The sequence below is a fragment of the Hamadaea sp. genome (genome assembly GCF_013362815.1).
GTDB lineage: Bacteria > Actinomycetota > Actinomycetes > Mycobacteriales > Micromonosporaceae > Hamadaea.
On sequence record NZ_JABFVK010000062.1, the window covers coordinates 1 to 17002 of the forward strand.

General features: G+C 69.8%; 16 protein-coding genes. 8 read left to right on the plus strand and 8 right to left on the minus strand.

Annotation, left to right across the window (positions count from 1 at the left end; all coding sequences use genetic code 11):
• Positions 1 to 914: MFS transporter (locus HOV77_RS26190; protein WP_290866145.1), on the plus strand; the 914-nt coding region annotated here is incomplete at its 5' end.
• Positions 911 to 1402, plus strand: a complete 492-nt coding sequence (locus HOV77_RS26195; RefSeq protein ID WP_290866147.1) for a universal stress protein — start codon at positions 911 to 913, stop codon at positions 1400 to 1402. The genes HOV77_RS26190 and HOV77_RS26195, both read left to right, overlap by 4 nt.
• Positions 1403 to 1413: 11 nt before the next feature.
• Here HOV77_RS26195 and HOV77_RS26200 read toward each other — a convergent pair whose 3' ends face one another.
• From HOV77_RS26200 to HOV77_RS26220, 5 genes are all read right to left on the minus strand, one after another.
• Complete coding sequence (locus HOV77_RS26200; RefSeq protein ID WP_290866149.1) at positions 1414 to 4497, minus strand: BTAD domain-containing putative transcriptional regulator; 3084 nt, start codon at positions 4495 to 4497, stop codon at positions 1414 to 1416.
• Positions 4498 to 4819: 322 nt separating this feature from the next.
• Positions 4820 to 6040, minus strand: coding sequence for an ABC transporter permease (locus tag HOV77_RS26205; protein WP_290866151.1), 1221 nt, complete (start codon positions 6038 to 6040; stop codon positions 4820 to 4822).
• On the minus strand, positions 6037 to 6747 hold the full coding sequence (locus HOV77_RS26210) for an ABC transporter ATP-binding protein (RefSeq protein WP_290866153.1): 711 nt from the start codon (positions 6745 to 6747) through the stop codon (positions 6037 to 6039). The genes HOV77_RS26205 and HOV77_RS26210 overlap by 4 nt, the downstream gene beginning before the upstream one ends.
• Complete coding sequence (locus HOV77_RS26215) at positions 6744 to 7865, minus strand: peptidoglycan-binding domain-containing protein (protein WP_290866155.1); 1122 nt, start codon at positions 7863 to 7865, stop codon at positions 6744 to 6746. The genes HOV77_RS26210 and HOV77_RS26215 overlap by 4 nt, the downstream gene beginning before the upstream one ends.
• Entirely contained in the window at positions 7862 to 8410 is a 549-nt protein-coding gene (locus HOV77_RS26220) for a hypothetical protein (RefSeq protein ID WP_290866157.1), read from the minus strand. The genes HOV77_RS26215 and HOV77_RS26220 overlap by 4 nt, the downstream gene beginning before the upstream one ends.
• A gap of 176 nt (positions 8411 to 8586) precedes the next feature.
• Here HOV77_RS26220 and HOV77_RS26225 point away from each other — a divergent pair, with 176 nt between their 5' ends.
• Positions 8587 to 9243, plus strand: coding sequence for a response regulator transcription factor (locus HOV77_RS26225; RefSeq protein WP_290866159.1), 657 nt, complete (start codon positions 8587 to 8589; stop codon positions 9241 to 9243).
• Positions 9240 to 10481: a HAMP domain-containing sensor histidine kinase gene (locus HOV77_RS26230; protein ID WP_290866161.1), complete on the plus strand. Its 1242-nt coding sequence runs from the start codon at positions 9240 to 9242 to the stop codon at positions 10479 to 10481. The genes HOV77_RS26225 and HOV77_RS26230 overlap by 4 nt, the downstream gene beginning before the upstream one ends.
• A 14-nt stretch (positions 10482 to 10495) precedes the next feature.
• Here HOV77_RS26230 and HOV77_RS26235 read toward each other — a convergent pair whose 3' ends face one another.
• Genes HOV77_RS26235 through HOV77_RS26245 form a run of 3 tightly spaced genes read right to left on the minus strand, consistent with a single transcriptional unit; the run spans position 10496 to position 14972 of the window.
• The gene (locus HOV77_RS26235; protein ID WP_290866163.1) at positions 10496 to 11110 is read right to left on the minus strand and encodes a DNA starvation/stationary phase protection protein; all 615 of its coding nucleotides are present in this window, start codon (positions 11108 to 11110) and stop codon (positions 10496 to 10498) included.
• A 50-nt stretch (positions 11111 to 11160) separates the two neighbouring features.
• Positions 11161 to 11925 (minus strand): NmrA family NAD(P)-binding protein, encoded by a 765-nt coding sequence (locus tag HOV77_RS26240; RefSeq protein ID WP_290866165.1) that lies wholly within the window; start codon positions 11923 to 11925, stop codon positions 11161 to 11163.
• A 20-nt stretch (positions 11926 to 11945) separates the two neighbouring features.
• Positions 11946 to 14972: an EAL domain-containing protein gene (locus HOV77_RS26245; RefSeq protein ID WP_290866167.1), complete on the minus strand. Its 3027-nt coding sequence runs from the start codon at positions 14970 to 14972 to the stop codon at positions 11946 to 11948.
• 319 nt (positions 14973 to 15291) lie between these two features.
• On the opposite strand from HOV77_RS26245, the gene HOV77_RS26250 reads away from it, so the two are divergent.
• Genes HOV77_RS26250 through HOV77_RS26265 form a run of 4 tightly spaced genes read left to right on the plus strand, consistent with a single transcriptional unit; the run spans position 15292 to position 17002 of the window.
• A complete protein-coding gene (locus HOV77_RS26250; RefSeq protein WP_290866169.1) occupies positions 15292 to 15711 on the plus strand; it encodes a YbaB/EbfC family nucleoid-associated protein in 420 nt (139 codons plus the stop codon).
• Complete coding sequence (locus HOV77_RS26255) at positions 15708 to 16046, plus strand: type VII secretion target (protein ID WP_290866171.1); 339 nt, start codon at positions 15708 to 15710, stop codon at positions 16044 to 16046. Before HOV77_RS26250 ends, HOV77_RS26255 begins: the two co-directional genes overlap by 4 nt.
• A gap of 10 nt (positions 16047 to 16056) precedes the next feature.
• Entirely contained in the window at positions 16057 to 16551 is a 495-nt protein-coding gene (locus HOV77_RS26260) for a hypothetical protein (protein ID WP_290866173.1), read from the plus strand.
• Positions 16544 to 17002 carry an HNH/ENDO VII family nuclease gene (locus HOV77_RS26265; RefSeq protein ID WP_290866175.1) on the plus strand — a complete coding sequence of 153 codons (459 nt, stop codon included), beginning with the start codon at positions 16544 to 16546 and terminating at the stop codon, positions 17000 to 17002. The genes HOV77_RS26260 and HOV77_RS26265 overlap by 8 nt, the downstream gene beginning before the upstream one ends.

The window sequence follows — 17002 nt, forward strand, 5'->3', positions numbered from 1 at the left end:
TCCTCGCGATCGCCGTCTGGGTCGAATCGCGGGCGGCGCAGCCGGTCGTCCCGCTCCAGATCATCCGTCGGCGTACGCCGGCCCTGTCGATCATCGCGAGCCTCGCGGTCGGCATGGCGATGTTCGGTGGCGCGGTGTTCCTAGGGCAGTACTTCCAGATCGGCCGCGGTTATTCGCCGACCGAAGCCGGTCTGCTGACGATCCCGATGATGGCCGGTGTCCTGGTCTCCTCGACGGTCACCGGGCGGCTGATCTCCCGCAGCGGCACGATCAAGCGCTTCATCGTGGCCGGCACGATCGTGCTGATCGCAGGCTTCGTCGTGCTCTCGACGATCGACCACGAGACTCCGCTCGGCCTCGTCGGCCTGGGCATGGCGCTGGTCGGCATCGGCGTCGGCATGACCATGCAGAACCTGGTCCTCGCGGTGCAGAACGACGTTCCGCTGCACGAGATGGGCGCGGCGAGCGCCTCGGTGACGTTCTTCCGGTCGCTGGGCGGCACCGTCGGCGTCTCCGTCCTCGGCGCGGTCCTGGCCAACCGGGTCACCGACAACATCATGGAGAACCTGGCCAAGGCCGGCATCCCGGCGACGAGCACCGGCAAGACCAGCGCCCTCAACCTCAACGCGCTGCCGGAGGCCTTCCAGCACATCGTGCGGGCGGCGTACGGGGACGCCACCGGGCACATATTCCTGATCTCGGCGGCCATCGCGGTCGTCGGCCTGATCGCGGCCATCGCCTTCAAGCCGATCACTCTGCGTACGACGATCGACCTGGGCGCCAAGCCGTCCGATTCGGCTTCGGGCTCAACGTCGGCTTCGGCTTCGGGCTCGGCGTCCGCTGAGGGCTCGGCGTCGGCTTCGGCGTCGGGTGACGGCTCGGCGTCCGGTGAGAAGGTGGCGACCAGACAATGACGGCTGAACCGCTTTCGGTCGAGCGATTCGGGCCCGCGTGCGCGCTCTCGCCCTGGGAGCGGGGAACCGACGGCCCCCGGCTGATCATGGTCGGCATCGACGGCTCGGAGACGTCCATGCGGGCGATCGCGTACGCCTGTGGCATGGCCCGGCGACAGCAGAGTCAGCTCGCCGTGGTGTACGTGGCCGAACCGCACGCCTGGACGTCGATGATCACCGGGGCGGCCGCGGCTCAGCAGCGTACCTTCGACGAACTGGAGGCGGAGCTGCGCCGGGAGGTCCGGCAGCTCGCCGAGGAGATGCGCGTACCGGTGACCTTCCTGACCCGGCGGGGCGACCCGTTCGGCGAGCTGCGGGCCGCGGCCGACGACTTGAAGGCCGACGCGGTCATCGTGGGCGCGTCGGCCCAACCTGGGCATCGGTTGGTCGGATCGGTCGCGGCCCGCTTGGTCCGCACGGGGCGTTGGCCGGTCGCCGTCGTTCCCTGAACGGAGCGCGGTCAGGTCATGAGTGCCTTCAGCCGCGCCAGCTCCTTGGCCACCTGCTCGGCCGACCGGATGGCACCGCCTCGTTCGTAGATCGCCATCGCTTCTTCGAGGGCCTGGGCTGCCTCGGCATGGTCCCCGGTTCGTTCGGCGAGCCGGGCCCGGGCCTCCATGATGTGCCCGATGGTTTCCGCTTTGCCGACGATGCGGGCGATGGTGAGAGCCTCCTCGACGGCGTCGTGTGCCTGGTCGACCGGCAGAACGTCCGCCTGCAGCCCCAGAAAGCTGAGCATTCCGATCCGGTCGCCGAGCGAGCGAGACACCCGGATTCCGGCCGCCAGCAACGGTTCCAGCTCGTCCGGCCGGCCGGCCATCCGAAGGGCGATGCACAGGCTGTAGATCACCTGCGAGTACTCACGGCTGGCCGGGTCGGGCAGCAGGGCGAGCGCCTGTTCGAAATGGCGTACGGAACCCGGCGCGTCGTCCAGGTACTCCCGATGGATCAGCCCCATTCCCTGATGGGCCGCCGCCCGGATGGACGGCGTCGGCTCCTCGCCCGGCGGAGCTTCCAGGATCTCCGTGAGCAGTGTGGTCGCCTGGTCCACCCGCTTGGCCCGCCGGTGGACGTACGCGAGGTGGTAGCGCATCAAGTGGGCGCCCTGGGCCTCCCCGGCCGCCCGGAACGAGGCCAGGCCGTGTTCGGCGACCGGTAGGGCGTCGGCGTCGCGGCTGTCGGAGAGCAGCAGGTTCGTCTCCGACTCGTCGGTGTACGCGCTGGCGAGCAGATCGTCGGTGAACCCCGGCACGGCGCGCAGCTGCTGGATGCACTGCCGCCACTCGTCGATCTGATGCCGCGTACGCAGAAACGGGCTGAGCGACACGAGCAGGCTCACGGCGAGCTTCAGATCGCCGGCAGTGGCCCGGTCGGCCAGCGCGTCCAGCAGGTTGTCGCGCTCGGTGTCGAACCAGTTGTTGACGTCTACGACCTCGGGCAGCCTGGCCTCGTCGGGTTCGGGCAGCGACAACGGACCCAGCGCCAGACTGCGCCCACCGGCGTACTGGGCGGTCGTCCGGCGGGCGACGTGCGCCCACTGCGCCACGGCGTACCGGGCTGCCGCGCGGTCTTCGTCGTCGGCGAGCTTCAACGCGTAGAGCCGAACCAGGTCGTGCAGGCGATAGTGGGCGTGCGCGCCCGAACCCCCCGCCGCGCTGACGAGGTGGGCCGCGGCCAGTTCGGTGAGCGTGTCGGCGGCCGATCTGGTCGACCCCGCCTGCAGGACGGCCGCGACCCAGGCCGGGATCGTCCGGGTGCCGACGGCGGCCAGCCGCCGCAGAAGGGATTGGGCCGACCGGCTGAGGTTGCCGTATGCGGAGTCCAGCGTCGTCTGCAAGGCCAGCTCGCCGCTGTGCAGACCGGTGATGCGGCCGTCCGCCGGATCGAGCGTGCGAGCGATGCCGTCCAGGGTGTCGCCGGAGTGCGTACGCGCGGCGGCGATGCTCAGCGCGAGCGGGAGTCCGCCGCAGACTTCGACGATGCGGGCCGCCGAGAGTGGATCGCCCTCGACGTCGTCTTCGGGTACGAGGCGGCGGAGCAGGGAAAGCGCCGACGGCCCGTCGAGCGGGTCGAGCCGGTAGCGGGTCACCGGGAGCCCGGCGAGCGGATTGCGGCTCGTGATGAGCACGTCGTTGCCCTCGCTCGCGGGCAGGAACGGCAGGACCTGCTCGGCGCTGCGGGCGTCGTCGAGCAGCATGAGGACCCGGCGGCCGGCCAGGTAGGACCGCAGCAGCGCGGAGCGCTCGGCGACGTCCTCGGGGATGTCGGCGCTGGTAGCGCCCAGCGACCTGAGGAATCCGCTGAGCAGCTGGCCGGCGGACGAGGGGTCGTGGGACTCGCCCCGGAGATCGGCGTAGAGCTGGCCGTCCGGGTAGCGCTGCTTCACCTGGTGGGCGACCTGGACGGTGAGCGTGGTCTTGCCGACCCCGGGCATGCCGTGGACGACCAGGATGCGAGACGACGGGATCTCGCCGGCACGCAACGGACCGCAGAGATGACCGGAAACGGCCGCGACCGCGTCGTCCCGGCCGCCGAAATAGGGCGTGGTCAGGGGCAACTGGGCCGGGCGCGGTCGGCGCGGCCGGTCCACGCCGTCGGCACCGCCCGGCCGCAGGATCTCCCGGTACACCGCCTGGGTCTCTGGCGCAGGGTCCACGCCGAGTTCGTCGCCGAGCCGCTTACGCAGGTCGGCGTACAGGTGCAAGGCGCGGTCCTGCTGACCGGTCCGGGCGTACGCCCGCATCAGAGTGGCATGCAAGCCCTCATGAAGGGGCTCCGCTGCAGCGGTCGTCTCCAGTGGCGAGAGCGCCCGAGCATCCTGCCCAGCGGCGGCGGCCTGCTCGGCCAGCTCCAGGACGGCCGAGAGGTAGGTCCGGCGCAGGGCCAGCGTGGCCGGCCGGTCGGCGTACGCCTCGTCCACCGGTCCTCGCCAGCACAGCAGCGCCGTCTCGTACGCGTGGACCGCCCGGCCGGCGTCGCCGTCCTGCGCGGCCGCCCGGGCGAGCTCCACGGAGTGCGTGAACCGGCTGACGTCGACGGCGTCCACCGGCAGATGCAGCCGGTACGCCCCACCGCCGGAAGGAAGGACGCGGCTGGGCTCTCGCCGGGCCCGACGGGGTTCCAGGAGGTCCCGGACCTGGTTCACGAGTACGTGCAGCCGGTTCCGCCAGCCCTCGGGTGGCTGTGCGTCCCAGAGCGCTTCGGCGATCTCCTCCATCCGGAGGAACCGGTCGCCTTCCAGAGCCAGCAGGGTGAGCAGCTTCCGCTGGGCGGCGGCGGTGACGGGGACCGGCCGGGCCTGCCGGGCGACGACGAACGGACCGAGGACGCTGATCGTCAGGGCAGGCGCCTGCGGCTCCAAGGCGTCAAGCCCGAGTGCGGTGGAAAGCCGCTGCAGCGAGGACTGGTGCGGCTTGTCGACCCGCCCCTGTTCGATCTCCCGCAGGGCACGGACGCTGATCCCGGCCCGATCGGCCAGCTGAGCCTGTGTGAGCCCGGCGGAGAGGCGAGCCGTGCGGATGAGCTCGGCAGAGGGGTTGGTCATGCAGTGGGTCCGATCGTCCGACCGCGGTCGCGCGGCTCGGTCATTCTGCCGCCGGAAACTGCCGGTCGCCAAGAGCGTTTCGGTTCCCACCGTGCCGAAGCAGTGGTCAGCCGGGTGATCCGACCGGCAGTTTCGCCGGCACCTCGAGGAAAGTGCCGGGACAGCCCGGCTGCATACGCTGACTTCGCCGACGAGCGGCAGCGTCGGTCCACACGCAGGCGACTGCGAACGGGGGTGGGCCGCCGGATTCGCCGCGAGATCACGGATATGCAGGCTTCCTGCGTGCGGGAAGCCTGCATATCCGTGATCTGCACGGAAACCGTCAGGGAGCGGCCAGCGCCTCGGTCGGCGAGAGCCGGGCGGCCCGGATGGCGGGGTAGAGCCCGGCGATGCCGCCGATGAGCACGGTCGCGCCCACGCCGCCGGCGGTGGCCCAGGCCGGCACGGTCGTCGGCCATCCCTGGTAGTACGCGTACCCGGTGGTGACGGCGATGCCGAGGAGCAGGCCGCCGATGCCGCCGAGGGCCGACAGCAGCAGCGATTCCGCGAGGAATTGCACCCGGATCTGGCCCCGGGTGGCCCCGAGGGATCGCCGGAGACCGATCTCGGCGCGGCGTTCCAGCACCGAGATCACCATGGTGTTGGCCACGCCGACCCCACCGACCAGCAACGCGACCGCGCCGAGGCCGAGGAGCAGCCCGGTGAACGCGGCGCCGGCGGCCCGTTGGGCGGTCAACGCCTCGGACGGGCGGGATACGTTGACCTCGCTCGGGTTCTCCGGGTTCGCCGTCTGGCCGAGGACCGCCCGAACCGCCTCGACCTGGCTGTCCTCCGACCGCGTGTAGACGGTCGTCGCGTGGCCGTCGAAGTCGAACTCGGCCGTTGCGACCGGCCAGCCCATGATCACGGCCGCGTCCAGCTCGTCCGCGAGCGCCACCGGTTCGAGGATGCCGACCACAGTGAACCATTGACCACCGACGATGATCTCGACGTCCGGCCCGGCGTGGCTGATGCCGAGCCGCTGGGCGGCCGCGTCGCCGAGCACCACCGCCGGGTAGCGGGCGGTCGCCTCGTTCAGCCACACTCCACTTCGGAGCTTCGCGCCGACCGTCTCCGGCAGGTCCAGGCGGGCCGCGTACGTGGCGAGGCCGTTGGTCTGCGCCTTCGGGATCTTGTCAGATCGGTAGACGCTTGCGCCGCTCACCTTGCCGATCGCCGAGACCGCCTGCACCGGCCCGATCCGCTCGATCATCGACTCGGCTTCCTCCGGCAGGCTCGCGTCCTTCCCGAACATCGTCTGACCAGGGGAGACAGTCAGCAGATTCGTCCCCAACGCGGCCAGCTTGCGGTCCAGGTCCGCCTGCGACGACGACGAGATGCCGACCACCGCGATCATCGCGGCGATGCCGATCGCGATGCCGAGCGCCGACAGCAACGCGCGGGTCGGCCTCGTGCGCAGGCCCGCGGCCCCCACGCGGACGACGTCACGCGGTCCCAGCCGGGCCGGGCTCAACCGCGGCCGGTGGTCCAGGTTCGCGGTCATGGTCGCGCTCCTTCCAGGGGTACGCCCAACGCCGAGACGTCGTCCGTGGAGTCGTCACCGACCACCTCGCCGTCGCGCATGTGCACCTGGCGGGGCAGGGCGGCGGCGATCTCCCGGTCGTGCGTGATGATCACGACGGTGGTGCCCGCCGAATGCAGCTCGCGGAGCAGCTTCATCACCCCCGCGCCGGACGAGGAGTCGAGGTTGCCCGTCGGCTCGTCGGCCAGCAGGACCGGTGGTTCGCCGACGACGGCCCGGGCGATGGCGACCCGCTGCCGTTCGCCGCCCGACAGCTCGTGCGGCTCGTGGTCGATCCGGTGCCCGAGGCCGACCCGGTCCAAGGCGACGGCCGCGCGACGGCGGCGTTCGCCCAGGCCGATGCCGCTGTAGAGCAGCCCGTCGGCGACGTTGTCCAGCGCGCTCACCCCGGGGGCGAGATGGAACTGCTGGAAGACGAAGCCGATCCGAGTGGCCCGTAACGCCGACAACTGCCGGTCGGAGAGCCGGGCGACGTCGTACCCGTCGATCGTCACCCGGCCCGACGTCGGCCGGTCGAGCGTGCCGAGGACGTGGAGCATCGTCGACTTGCCCGACCCGGAGGGCCCGACGATCGCCATCAGCTCCTGCTCGCCGATCGTCAGGCTCACCCCGCGCAGCGCGCGTACGTCGCCCGGGTAGACCTTCGAGACGTCGGTCAGCTCGATCATTTCGGCATCCCGACGGTGACGCCCTCGGTGATGCCGTCGCCGGTGACCTCGACCCGGCCGCCGGCGAACAGACCGGTCTCCACCTTCACATAGTGCGTGCTGGTGCCGTCGACGATCTCAACGCCGTAGCCGCCTTCGGCCAATGCCACGAGCGCAGCGACGGGCACGGTCAGCACGTCTTTGTGCTGGGCCGCGGTGAAGACGACCTCGACCGAGGCGACGTCCAGTCCGGCGGTCGCCTTGGCGTCCTTCAGGGTCAGCTGCGCCTCGATCTTCGTCTCGGGGTCGCCGTTCGGGTCGTCGCTCGCCTCGATCACGGTGTAGACACGCTGCACCGTGCCGTCGACCTTCTTGCCGTCCGGCAACTCGACCGAGACCGCGGTTCCCTTCTTGGCCAGCCGCTGATCGCCGATGCCCAGCTGGACGGTGACGATCCGGCTGGTCCCGGTGTAGGTCAGGACGTCCTGGCCCGGCCCGATCTGACCGCCCAGCGACGCCTTGACGGTGTCGACCCGGATCGCGCCCGGGGCGAACAGCACCCGGCCGAGGTCGACCACGCCGGTCTCGTCGAGGTTGAGGTCGTCCTGCCAGTCCTTGACGGCGTCGGCGGTGTCCGACGTGTACTTGCTGTCGACGGTGAACCCGGTGTATCCCAGCGCCTTCAGGTTCTGCTCCAACTGCTTGACGTCAGCGCCCTCGTCGCCCACCTTCAACGGCCGGTACGCCGGAACGTTGCCGTACATGAGCACGACCGGGGTGTTGTCCAGCTTGTAGACGGTGTTCCCGCGTTGGAACACCGAACTGGCGTACGGGAGAGACGTGACCGTTCCCTGAAGCCGGGAGATGAGCGTCGTCGAATCCCCGTAGCCGAGAGTGCCGGAGACGCTCTGGGTGTCGTTGAGGGTCTGCTTCGTCACCTTCGCAGTGGTAGGCGGCAGTTGAGCCTGGTTGTCGGCGGTCTTGTCCGGGCGGAACCCGAATCCGAGGGTGGCGGCGGTCGCCGCGCCGACCGCGAGGACTGCGACGCCGGCCCCGACGATCTTCCCGGTGCGCCCTTTCTTACGCCGCTTAGTGCGTACGCCGGGAGCCGTCTCTTCCTGTTGGGTCGTGACGGTCATGCGCCCTTGGTCTCCTTCATCGCAGGCCCGCCCATGATCGAGTCGCAGGCCTTCTGAGCCGCCGGGAAATCGGGGTCCTCGGCGATGCTGCCGTCGATGCGTACGCCGCCCTGGTTGGGGTCGGGGTCCGGGAACTTCTCGACGCCGTGCTCGCGCATGCACTTGGCGAAGTCGAGCTGCTTCTTCTGCATCTCCGCGTCGGGCTTGCCGCCGGGGCCGCCTTCCGGCGCGTAGTCCTTGCAGGCCTGCTGGGCGGCGTCGATGTTGGTCCCGGGCTGGGCGTTGATCCGCATCTGGATCTTGCCGTCCTTGATCTCCGGGTCGGGCATGTCGACGCCGTGCTCGCGCATGCACTGGGCGAACTTCAGCGCCCGCTCCTGTTCCTCGGCGGCGGACCGGGTCTTGTTGGGGCTGGCACTGGCGCTCGCGGTTCCGTTGACCGAGGCGACGGTGTTGCCGTTGTCCCCGGACTTGCCGCAGCCGGACAGTGCGAACAGCAACGCGACCGGCACGGCGGCCGTCGCGAGGAGGAGCCTTCTGCTCATGATTCGTCTCCTTGCCGGGCGGCGCGCGGAGTGCGGCCGCTTCGGCGGTGAGTCAACGCGGCGGGCTGTTTCGGGGGCGCTTCCAGATGCGCTAACGCCGGGGAAACATCACGGCGCGTCACCATGGAGCGGTGACCGCGCAGGTCACGCGGAGTTTTGAAGGGGTTTGCGGGCAGATGCGCATTCTCGTAGTGGAGGACGAACGCCTCCTCGCCGAGGCGATCGCGGAGTGGCTGCGTGACGATGCTCACGCCGTCGACGTGGCGCTGGACGGCGAAGCCGCGCTCGACCGGCTGGGCGTCAACGACTACGACGTGGTCGTGCTCGACCGTGACCTGCCCAAGGTGCACGGCGACGACGTATGCCGGGAGGTGGTCGCCTCGGGCTCGGACGCCCGGGTGCTGATGCTGACCGCGGCCGCGGAGATCGGCGACCGGGTCAACGGGCTGTCCCTGGGCGCCGACGACTACCTGCCGAAGCCGTTCGCCTTCGCCGAGCTGGCCGCCCGGGTGCAGGCCCTCGGCCGGCGGGCCCGGCCGGCGGTCCCGCCGGTGCTGCGCCGCGCCGGGATCGTCCTCGACCCCGCCCGTCGGCAGGTGTTCCGCGGCGACAAGTACGTGCTGCTGTCGAAGAAGGAGTTCGGCCTGCTGACCGAGCTGCTCCGGGCCGACGGCGCGGTGGTCAGCGCGGAGCACCTGCTGGAGAAGGTCTGGGACGAGAACGCCGATCCGTTCACCTCGGCCGTCCGGCTCACCGTCCTGAAACTGCGCCGCAAACTCGGTGAACCCGCCGTGATCGAGACGCTTCCCGGAGAGGGCTACCGAATCCCATGAGCCGACGCCGATTCCGCCCCACCCTGCGTACGCGGTTGACCCTGGTCTATGGCAGCCTCTTTCTGCTCGCCGGCATCGTCCTGCTGGGCGTGACTTTCCTACTCGTCCAGCAGCAACTGCCCGGCACCGGGAACATGGTTCAGATCAAGATGTCCGGCTCGGTCAAGGGCAGCCCCGCGCCGGACACCGCCCTGCCCGACGACTTGGCCGACCGGCCGTACCTCATCTCGGGCAGCGGGCAGCAGATCACCGCGAGCGACGTCCCGAAGTATCTGGAGCAGCAGCAGCGCAAACTGCGTACGGATGCGTTGACGTCGCTGCTCACCCAAGGCGGTATCGCCCTCGGGATCGTCGGGGTGGCGGCGATCGCGCTCGGCTGGCTGATCGCCGGACGTGTGCTCGCACCACTCCATCAGGTCACCGAGACAGCCCGCCGCATCGCCAACGCCCGAGGGGCGGACCTGAGCCTGCACGAACGCATCGCGTTGGAAGGCGGCGACGACGACGTCAAGGAACTGGCCGACACCTTCGACACCATGGTCGAACGGCTCGACCGGTCGTTCGAGGGGCAGCGGCGCTTCGTCGCCAACGCCTCCCACGAACTGCGTACGCCGCTGACGCTCAACCGGGCGCTGGTCGAGGTGGCGATGAACCGGAAGACGGCGTCGGCCGACGTCAAGCAGCTCGGGGAGACCCTGCTGGAGATCAACACCCGGCACGAGCGCCTCATCAACGGGCTGCTGCTGCTCGCCCGCTCGGAGAACGAGGTCCTGGAGCGTACCGAGATCGACCTCGCCGACGTCGTGACCCACGTCGTCGCCCAGGCGGCCGAGGAAGCCCGAGCCGCCGAGGTGACCCTCGCCGAGGAGCCCGCCGAGGCGATCACGATCGGCGACCCGATCCTGCTGGAACGCTTGGCGCAGAACCTCGTCGAGAACGCCATCCGGCACAACCACCAGGGCGGCTTCGCCCGCGTCACCAGCCGCGTACGCCCCGACGGCGGAGTCGAACTGGAAGTGGCCAACAGCGGGTTGACCATCCCGCCCTACGACATCCCGGGGCTCTTCGAACCCTTCCGCCGCTTGGACGACGAACGCCTGGTCACCTCGAAGGGCGCCGGGCTCGGCTTGTCGATCGTACGCTCGGTAGCCCGGGCCCACGGCGGGGAAGTCGTCGCCCGGCCCCGCTCCGGCGGCGGACTGGTCGTCACCGTGACCCTGCCCGCCGCGTACGCCTGACCCGGCACCGATGCTCAGTCGGCGACGGTGGTCGGTGTGTCGACCAGGTGCGCCGAGAGGAACCAGACCTGCAGCTCGCCGGTCCGGATGACGTCGGAGACGAGCAGGTCGTTGCTGCCGTCGTCGCCCTCCTCCTCGACTCGGGAGGCGGCGTCGTGGGCGTCTTCGAGGATGGTCTCGTGGGCTTGGAGCAGCCGCGAGAGCATCGCCGGGACCTCCTCGACGCCGTCCGGCGGGCGCGGGATGCGGGTCAGCTCGGCCGCGTGCCGGGGGTCGCCCACCGCCACGCCGCCGAGCGTCTGCACCCGTTCGGCCACCAGGTCGACCAGTTCGAGTTGCTCGCCCGCGTGCTTGTCCAGCAACAGGTGCAGCTGGTAGAACGTCGGTCCGCGCATGAGCCAGTGGTACTTCTTGTAGAGCGCGTACAGGATCTGGGTGTCGGCGAGGATCCGGTTCAGCCGCTCGCACGAGTACATCCGGGCGTCGTAGGACAGGCCGATCGGCAGCTCCACTACGCTGCCGAAGCTCTGGATCTCCGAGCTGACCTGGCCCAACCGCGGCTGGCTGCTCCGTCCGGCCTTCTTGGCCGGGCTCTTCGTGGCCTTCGCCGCCTTCTTGGTGGTCGCCATGGGCGCATCCCCCTTCCCTCTGGCAGGGGCGATACCCGGCTCCCGGGTGTTTATGCGGCTCCGGGCCGGTTCGCGGGGTCGGTCGCGAGCCACTGCTCGAAGGTCGTCGGGGTGATCTTGGCGGCCGGGCCGGGCAGGAGGACCTCTCCCGCCATTTCGGGGGAGAACCGCCCACGCCAGGTCGGCTCCAGCTCGATCGCCTGGCCGCGTACGGCGAGGGTTCGGCGCGCCATGTCGACGAGGTCCTCGGTCCGCGGGCCGGCGACCTCGACGATGCCGCCGGTCGGGGCCTGCCCCGCGACCTCCACCAGGACGTCGGCGAGGTCGGGGACGGCGATCGGCTGCACGAGCAGCGGCGCGATCGGGGCCACTCCGTCGGTCGCCGACCAGCCAACCACCATGGCCGCGAAATCGTGGAACTGCGTTGCGCGTACCACCGTGGTTGGAATGGGCCCGCTGAGCGCGACTTCTTCCTGGTGCCGTTTGCCCGCGTAGTGCGGGTTTCCCGCGACGCGGTCGATGCCCACAATGGACAGAACGACGTGGTGGCCGACGCCGGCCCGCGCACCCGCAGTGACCAGCGTGCGGGTGGCCGTGCCGAAGAATTCGCGGGCCTGCTCGGCGTTCTCGGCGGGTCCGTTGGAGACGTCGATGATCGCGTCGACGCCGGTGAGGGCGGCGTCGAGGCCCTCGCCGGTGACGATGTCGACGCCGCGCGAGCGCGCGATCACGACCGGCTGATGGCCTTGGGCTTCGACGGCCCGGACGACTTCGCGGCCGGTGAGTCCCGTGCCGCCGACGACTGCGATCTTCATGGCCCCACTCTAGAAGCGCCTCAGCGGCGGGCGAGCCAGGACTGGGTCTCGGCCAGCGGCAACGGTTTGGCGAATAGATAGCCTTGGCCGTAGGGGCAGCCGAGCACAGTCAGCAGGGTGGATTCGGCCGAGGTCTCGATGCCTTCGGCGATCACCTCCAGGCCCAGCGTGTGGGCCAGCCGGACGATGCCGTCCACGAGGGCGCGCTGCTTGGACGACGCCGCGATGGTCGAGGTGAACTGGCGGTCGATTTTGAGCACGTCCAACGGAACCGCGCGCAGGTAGCTCAGGGAGGAATACCCGGTGCCGAAGTCGTCGATCGCGATGCGTACGCCGGCCTGGCGCAGCCGGGCGAGGTCCCGCCAGAGCCGGTCGTCGTCGCGTACCAGCAGGCTCTCGGTGATTTCGAGCATCAGCAGGCCGGGGGACAGACCACTTTCGGAGAGCTCGGCGAGCACCCGGTCGGCGAACGCCGAATTGCGGAACTGCCAGGCCGACACGTTGACGCTGACGTAGGGCCGTCGCGAACCGTTGCTCTGCCACGATTGGGCAGCGGTGATCGCGTGCCGGAGGACCCATTCGCCGATCGGCTCGACCAGCCCGGACTCCTCGGCGAGATCGATGAAGGCGTGCGGCAACAGGCGACCCCGAGTGGGGTGGTTCCACCGCACGAGCGCCTCGAAACCGACGGTCCGGCCGCTGCTGAGCGCCACGATGGGCTGGTACTCGACGTCGAGCTGATCCCCGGCGAGGGCCGCGTCCAGCTCGGTCCGCAAGGTGAGCCGCTCGGTGATCGCCGTATGCAGATCGGGCTGGTAGCGCCGCCATTGTCCCTTGCCCTCGCCCTTGGCGACGTAGAGCGCGAGATCGGCGTGGCGCAGCAGCTCGGCGCTGTCGGCGGCGTCGGCGTTGGTCGCGACGCCGACGCTGACCGAGCCGTTGACCAGCTGGCCCTGCACGGCCAGCGGCTCCCGGAAGGCCGTCACGACGCGGGACGCCACGTCCTCGACCGCCGCCAGGTCGGCCGCGTCGGAGATGATGACGGCGAACTCGTCGCCACCGAGCCGGGCCGCCATGTCCCGGTGGCGTAGCAGTTCGGCGAGCCGGTGGCTGACTCCGATCAGCAGCTCGTCGCCGAGATCGTGGCCCAAGGTGTCGTTGACGATCTTGAAGTCGTCGAGGTCGAGGAGCAGGACGCCGACAACCGTCAGGTTCTGGTCGGCGTGCGCGAGCGATTGCTGGAGGCGTTCGGCGAACAACGCCCGGTTGGGCAGCCCGGTCAGCGCGTCGTGGTACGCCCGATGGGTCAGTTCGCGTTCCAGCCGTCGTTGTTCGGTCACGTCCCGGAGCGTCACCACGATGCCCTGCACGGCCGGGTCGGCCCGAAGATCCCGCCAGGACGCCTCGGCTTGCAGCGCCGGGCCGTTCGGTCCGCGTACCGTCCAGTCTCCACCGGTGCGAGCGAGCCCGGGCGCGGGCGGCCGGGCGAGCGAGCCGGTCAGGCGTACCGCCCGGAGTTCCGTGCCGGCCTGCGTCTGGCTGCTCGGGTCGACGAGGTCCAGCAGCGGCATCTGGATGATCCCGGAGGTGCCGAACATCGCGGTCGCCGACGGGCTGGCGTACCGGACCCGGTCGTCGTCGTCCAGGATCAGGATGACGTCGGCCGTGTTGTGCACCAGCGCCCGGAAGTACTCCTCGTTGTTGCGCTGGAGCAGCTCCTGGCCGAGCCGGATGCGGTCCAGGGCGAGCGCCGCCTGCGCGGTGAGCGCCTGCACGGACGCCCGGATCGAGCGCAGCACCCGCTCGGGCGCGCCCACCAGCAGTACGCCCACCTGTGCGTCGCCGACGGGCCGGTCCGGCAGCACCAGCGGTACCGCCATCGCGGTCGGATGGGGCAAGAGCCGTTGGTTGAGCCACTCCGGCAGGGACGAGGTGGCCAGCAGCTGCTCGCTCCGCAGCGCCTGCAACGGGGGCGGGGCCTGCGGCGTCTCCAGAAGGATCGCCCGATGCGGCAGATCGGCCGGGACCAGCTGGCCGACGCCCGCCTTGAGGGCCGCGCCGACGTCGAGCGGGTCGGACGCCGAGACCAATGAGGTGCTGACCCGGCGAAGCCCGCGTTCCCGGTTGAACTGGCTCTGCAGCTCGCGGCCCACCCCGGCCAGCCGGGCGAGCACGAGGATGCCCATGCCGGCGCAGGCGACGGCGATGATCGCCCCGTTGCGTACGCGGACTTGGGTCACCGCTTCGAAGAACAGCACCGACGGTGGGATCAGGGCGGACACGGTGAGCAGTGCGATGCTCAACGGAGTCGTGTCGCGTACGCGTAACCGGGGCGGTTCGGTGAGCGTACGCATGGACGGGACGAGCGCGGCGAGCCCGAAGCACGCGTAGAAGAGGAACCAGCCCAGCCCGACCGGGTCGCCGAGGCTGAACCCGAGCTGGGCGATCCGGTAGACCGCGTCCGAGACGAGCAGGCCGATCGCGCCGAGCACCAGCAGCAGGATGGACGCCGAGGCGTGCAGCGCCCGGATGAGCCGGGTGACGGCGGCCAGGATGACGACGTCGGCCAGCGGATAGATGAGCGAGGTCAGGTGGGTGAGGTCGTCCGGGGCGGGGACCTCGGTGTTCGGCTGGACCAGGACGATCCAGGTCAGCAGCCCCACGCCGCACATCACGATCAGCGCGTCGAGGAGCGCCCCCCGGGCGGCGGGCCGCCCGAATTGGAGCAGAGCCGCCATGAGCAGGACGAACATGACGCCGTAGAGCAGATCGTCGAGAAAGACCTTGTCGCCGATGGAGGTCAGACCTTCGGCGAAGTAGTACACGGCGTCGGCGGCGGCGTACGCCCCGATCGCGCCGGCCAGCAGGAACCAGGGACCCCGGCGGCTCGGCCGGTGCAGGCGTACGCCGGCCAGCACCGCGATGGCGCTGCTGAGCCCGATGGCGAGCCAGACGTACGCGGCGAAGGTCCTCGGCGGCACCGCGAAGTAGATCGCCGCCAGCAGGAACAGCCACGCCGCGTACGCGGGGACGATCAACCGTCGCACACGATCCCTCATAAATCGGTAGGTATCGTGCCATTATCCCCAGCTCTAGCCGACGATCACACGAATTTCCACTGATCTTGGTCGATTCGGTCGATTGAACCGACGGGTCGGGGGCTTGACAACGCGTATGCGCACAAACACTGCACGTCAGGCGATCGGCGTAGATCCATTCCCGGCCGGGCGCGTGTCCATAGTCGCTGAAGTTGTCCACAGGCGACGGATTGTCCATTGCATCTCACCTATGCGCTGACTACTTTCGGGAACCGAACCTCGGGCGTCTCAGCGGTTCCGGGGTGGTCCGGCACATCGGGAGGTACGCATGTCCGACTTGTCGAGCATCGTCGGTGACCTCGACCGTCTGATGGAAATGGCGCAACGCGAGGCCGAGAAGGCTCGCGACCAGAATCGTGACCCCAGCCTAGAAGCGTCGGGCAGCGCCCTCGACGGGAAGGTGAGCCTCAAGCTCGCCGCCGACGGCCGGATGAGCGAACTCTTCCTCGACGACCACGTCATGGCACTGACGCCACGAGAGCTCGCCGTCGAGATCATGTCCGCCTTCAACCAGGCCTGGGCGGCGTCCCGGTCGTCCGACCCGGCGGCGGCCGCCGCGGCCGCGGTCGACCCCGCTGCGCTGGCCGAGACCATGAAGCAGATCCGGGAGGAGGGCGTGCGCACGATGTCCCGCATCACCGACACGCTCGCCGACCAGATGGCGAAGATCGATCGGCGGCTGTCATGAGCGTGCCGATCGAAGTCGTCTCCACCGGCCTCCGGCTGGCGTCGGACCAGCTCAACGACGTCGCCGGGCAGGCCGACCAGATGATCCAGCAGTTCATCGGCGAGATCGAGTCGCTCGGCGAGTGCTGGGGCGACGACGACCTGGGCAGTGCGATGGGCGCCATCTACAAGGCAGCCCTGGCCCTCGTCATCAACTCGATCACCTCCAATCTCGACACCTTGGACGACTACGCCGAACGACTCGGCGTCGCCGCCGACAACTACGACGACGCCGACATGTCCGCAGTGGAGCGGATGACCAAGCTGGCGTCGGGCGGCCCGAGCCTTTCCCTGTAGGAGGTCTGTCATGGGTATGACCGTTCCCGGCGAGGTGCAGACCATCCTGTCGATCATCGGGTTCACCTGGCCGAAGGGCGACGAGACCGCGTTGCTGGATCTCGGCCAGTCCTGGTCGAAGCTGTCCGGCCTGCTGGACGGGCACGTCAACGACGCGCAGAACACGGCGATGCAGGTGTGGAACGCCAACAAGGGCGAGATGATCAGCGCCTTCCAGTCCCGGTTCACCGGCGACGGCAGTCCGGTGCATCGGCTGACCCAGGGCGGCACCGGCGCCGACATCGTCGGAGTCGGCATGATGGTCTGCGCCGGCATCGTGCTCGCCCTGAAGATCAATGTCATCGTCCAGGCGACGCTCACCCTCATCGCGATCGCCTCCGCCATCGCGGCGGCCTTCGTGACCTTCGGCGCGTCGACCGCGATCATCGCGTTGCTGCGAGAAGCCCTCAAGCGACTGCTCAACTGGTTGCTCGACCAGGCGGTTGCGAAGGTGCTCGGTGGCTAGGGCGGGCAAGCGCACCGTCGGCAAACTGGCCGGCGAGGCGGCCGAGGGCCTGATGAAGCCCCTGGCCAAGGTGGTGAAGAAGGGCGACGTCCTGCCAGGCGTCACCAAGGCGGCGAAGAAAGCCGCGAAGAAGACGAAGGACACCTACCGGCGGCCCAAAGGCTTCCGCAAGGGCGTACGGGACAAGGTGTGGGACGCCGCCAAGGGACCGGACGGGAAGGTCCGCGACCCGTTGACCGGTAAGGTCATGTCCAAGAAGAAGGCTTGGGACATGGGCCACAAGCCGGGATACGAGTTCCGCAAGCACCGCGACAGCGCCCGGCAGCGTAGGATCACGCGGAAGAAGTTCCTGGACGAGCACAACGACCCGTCCCATTACCGGCCGGAGCTCCCTTCGTCCAACCAGAGCCACGCCGGCGAAGACCTCACCGACGACTATTTGGGGCCGTGA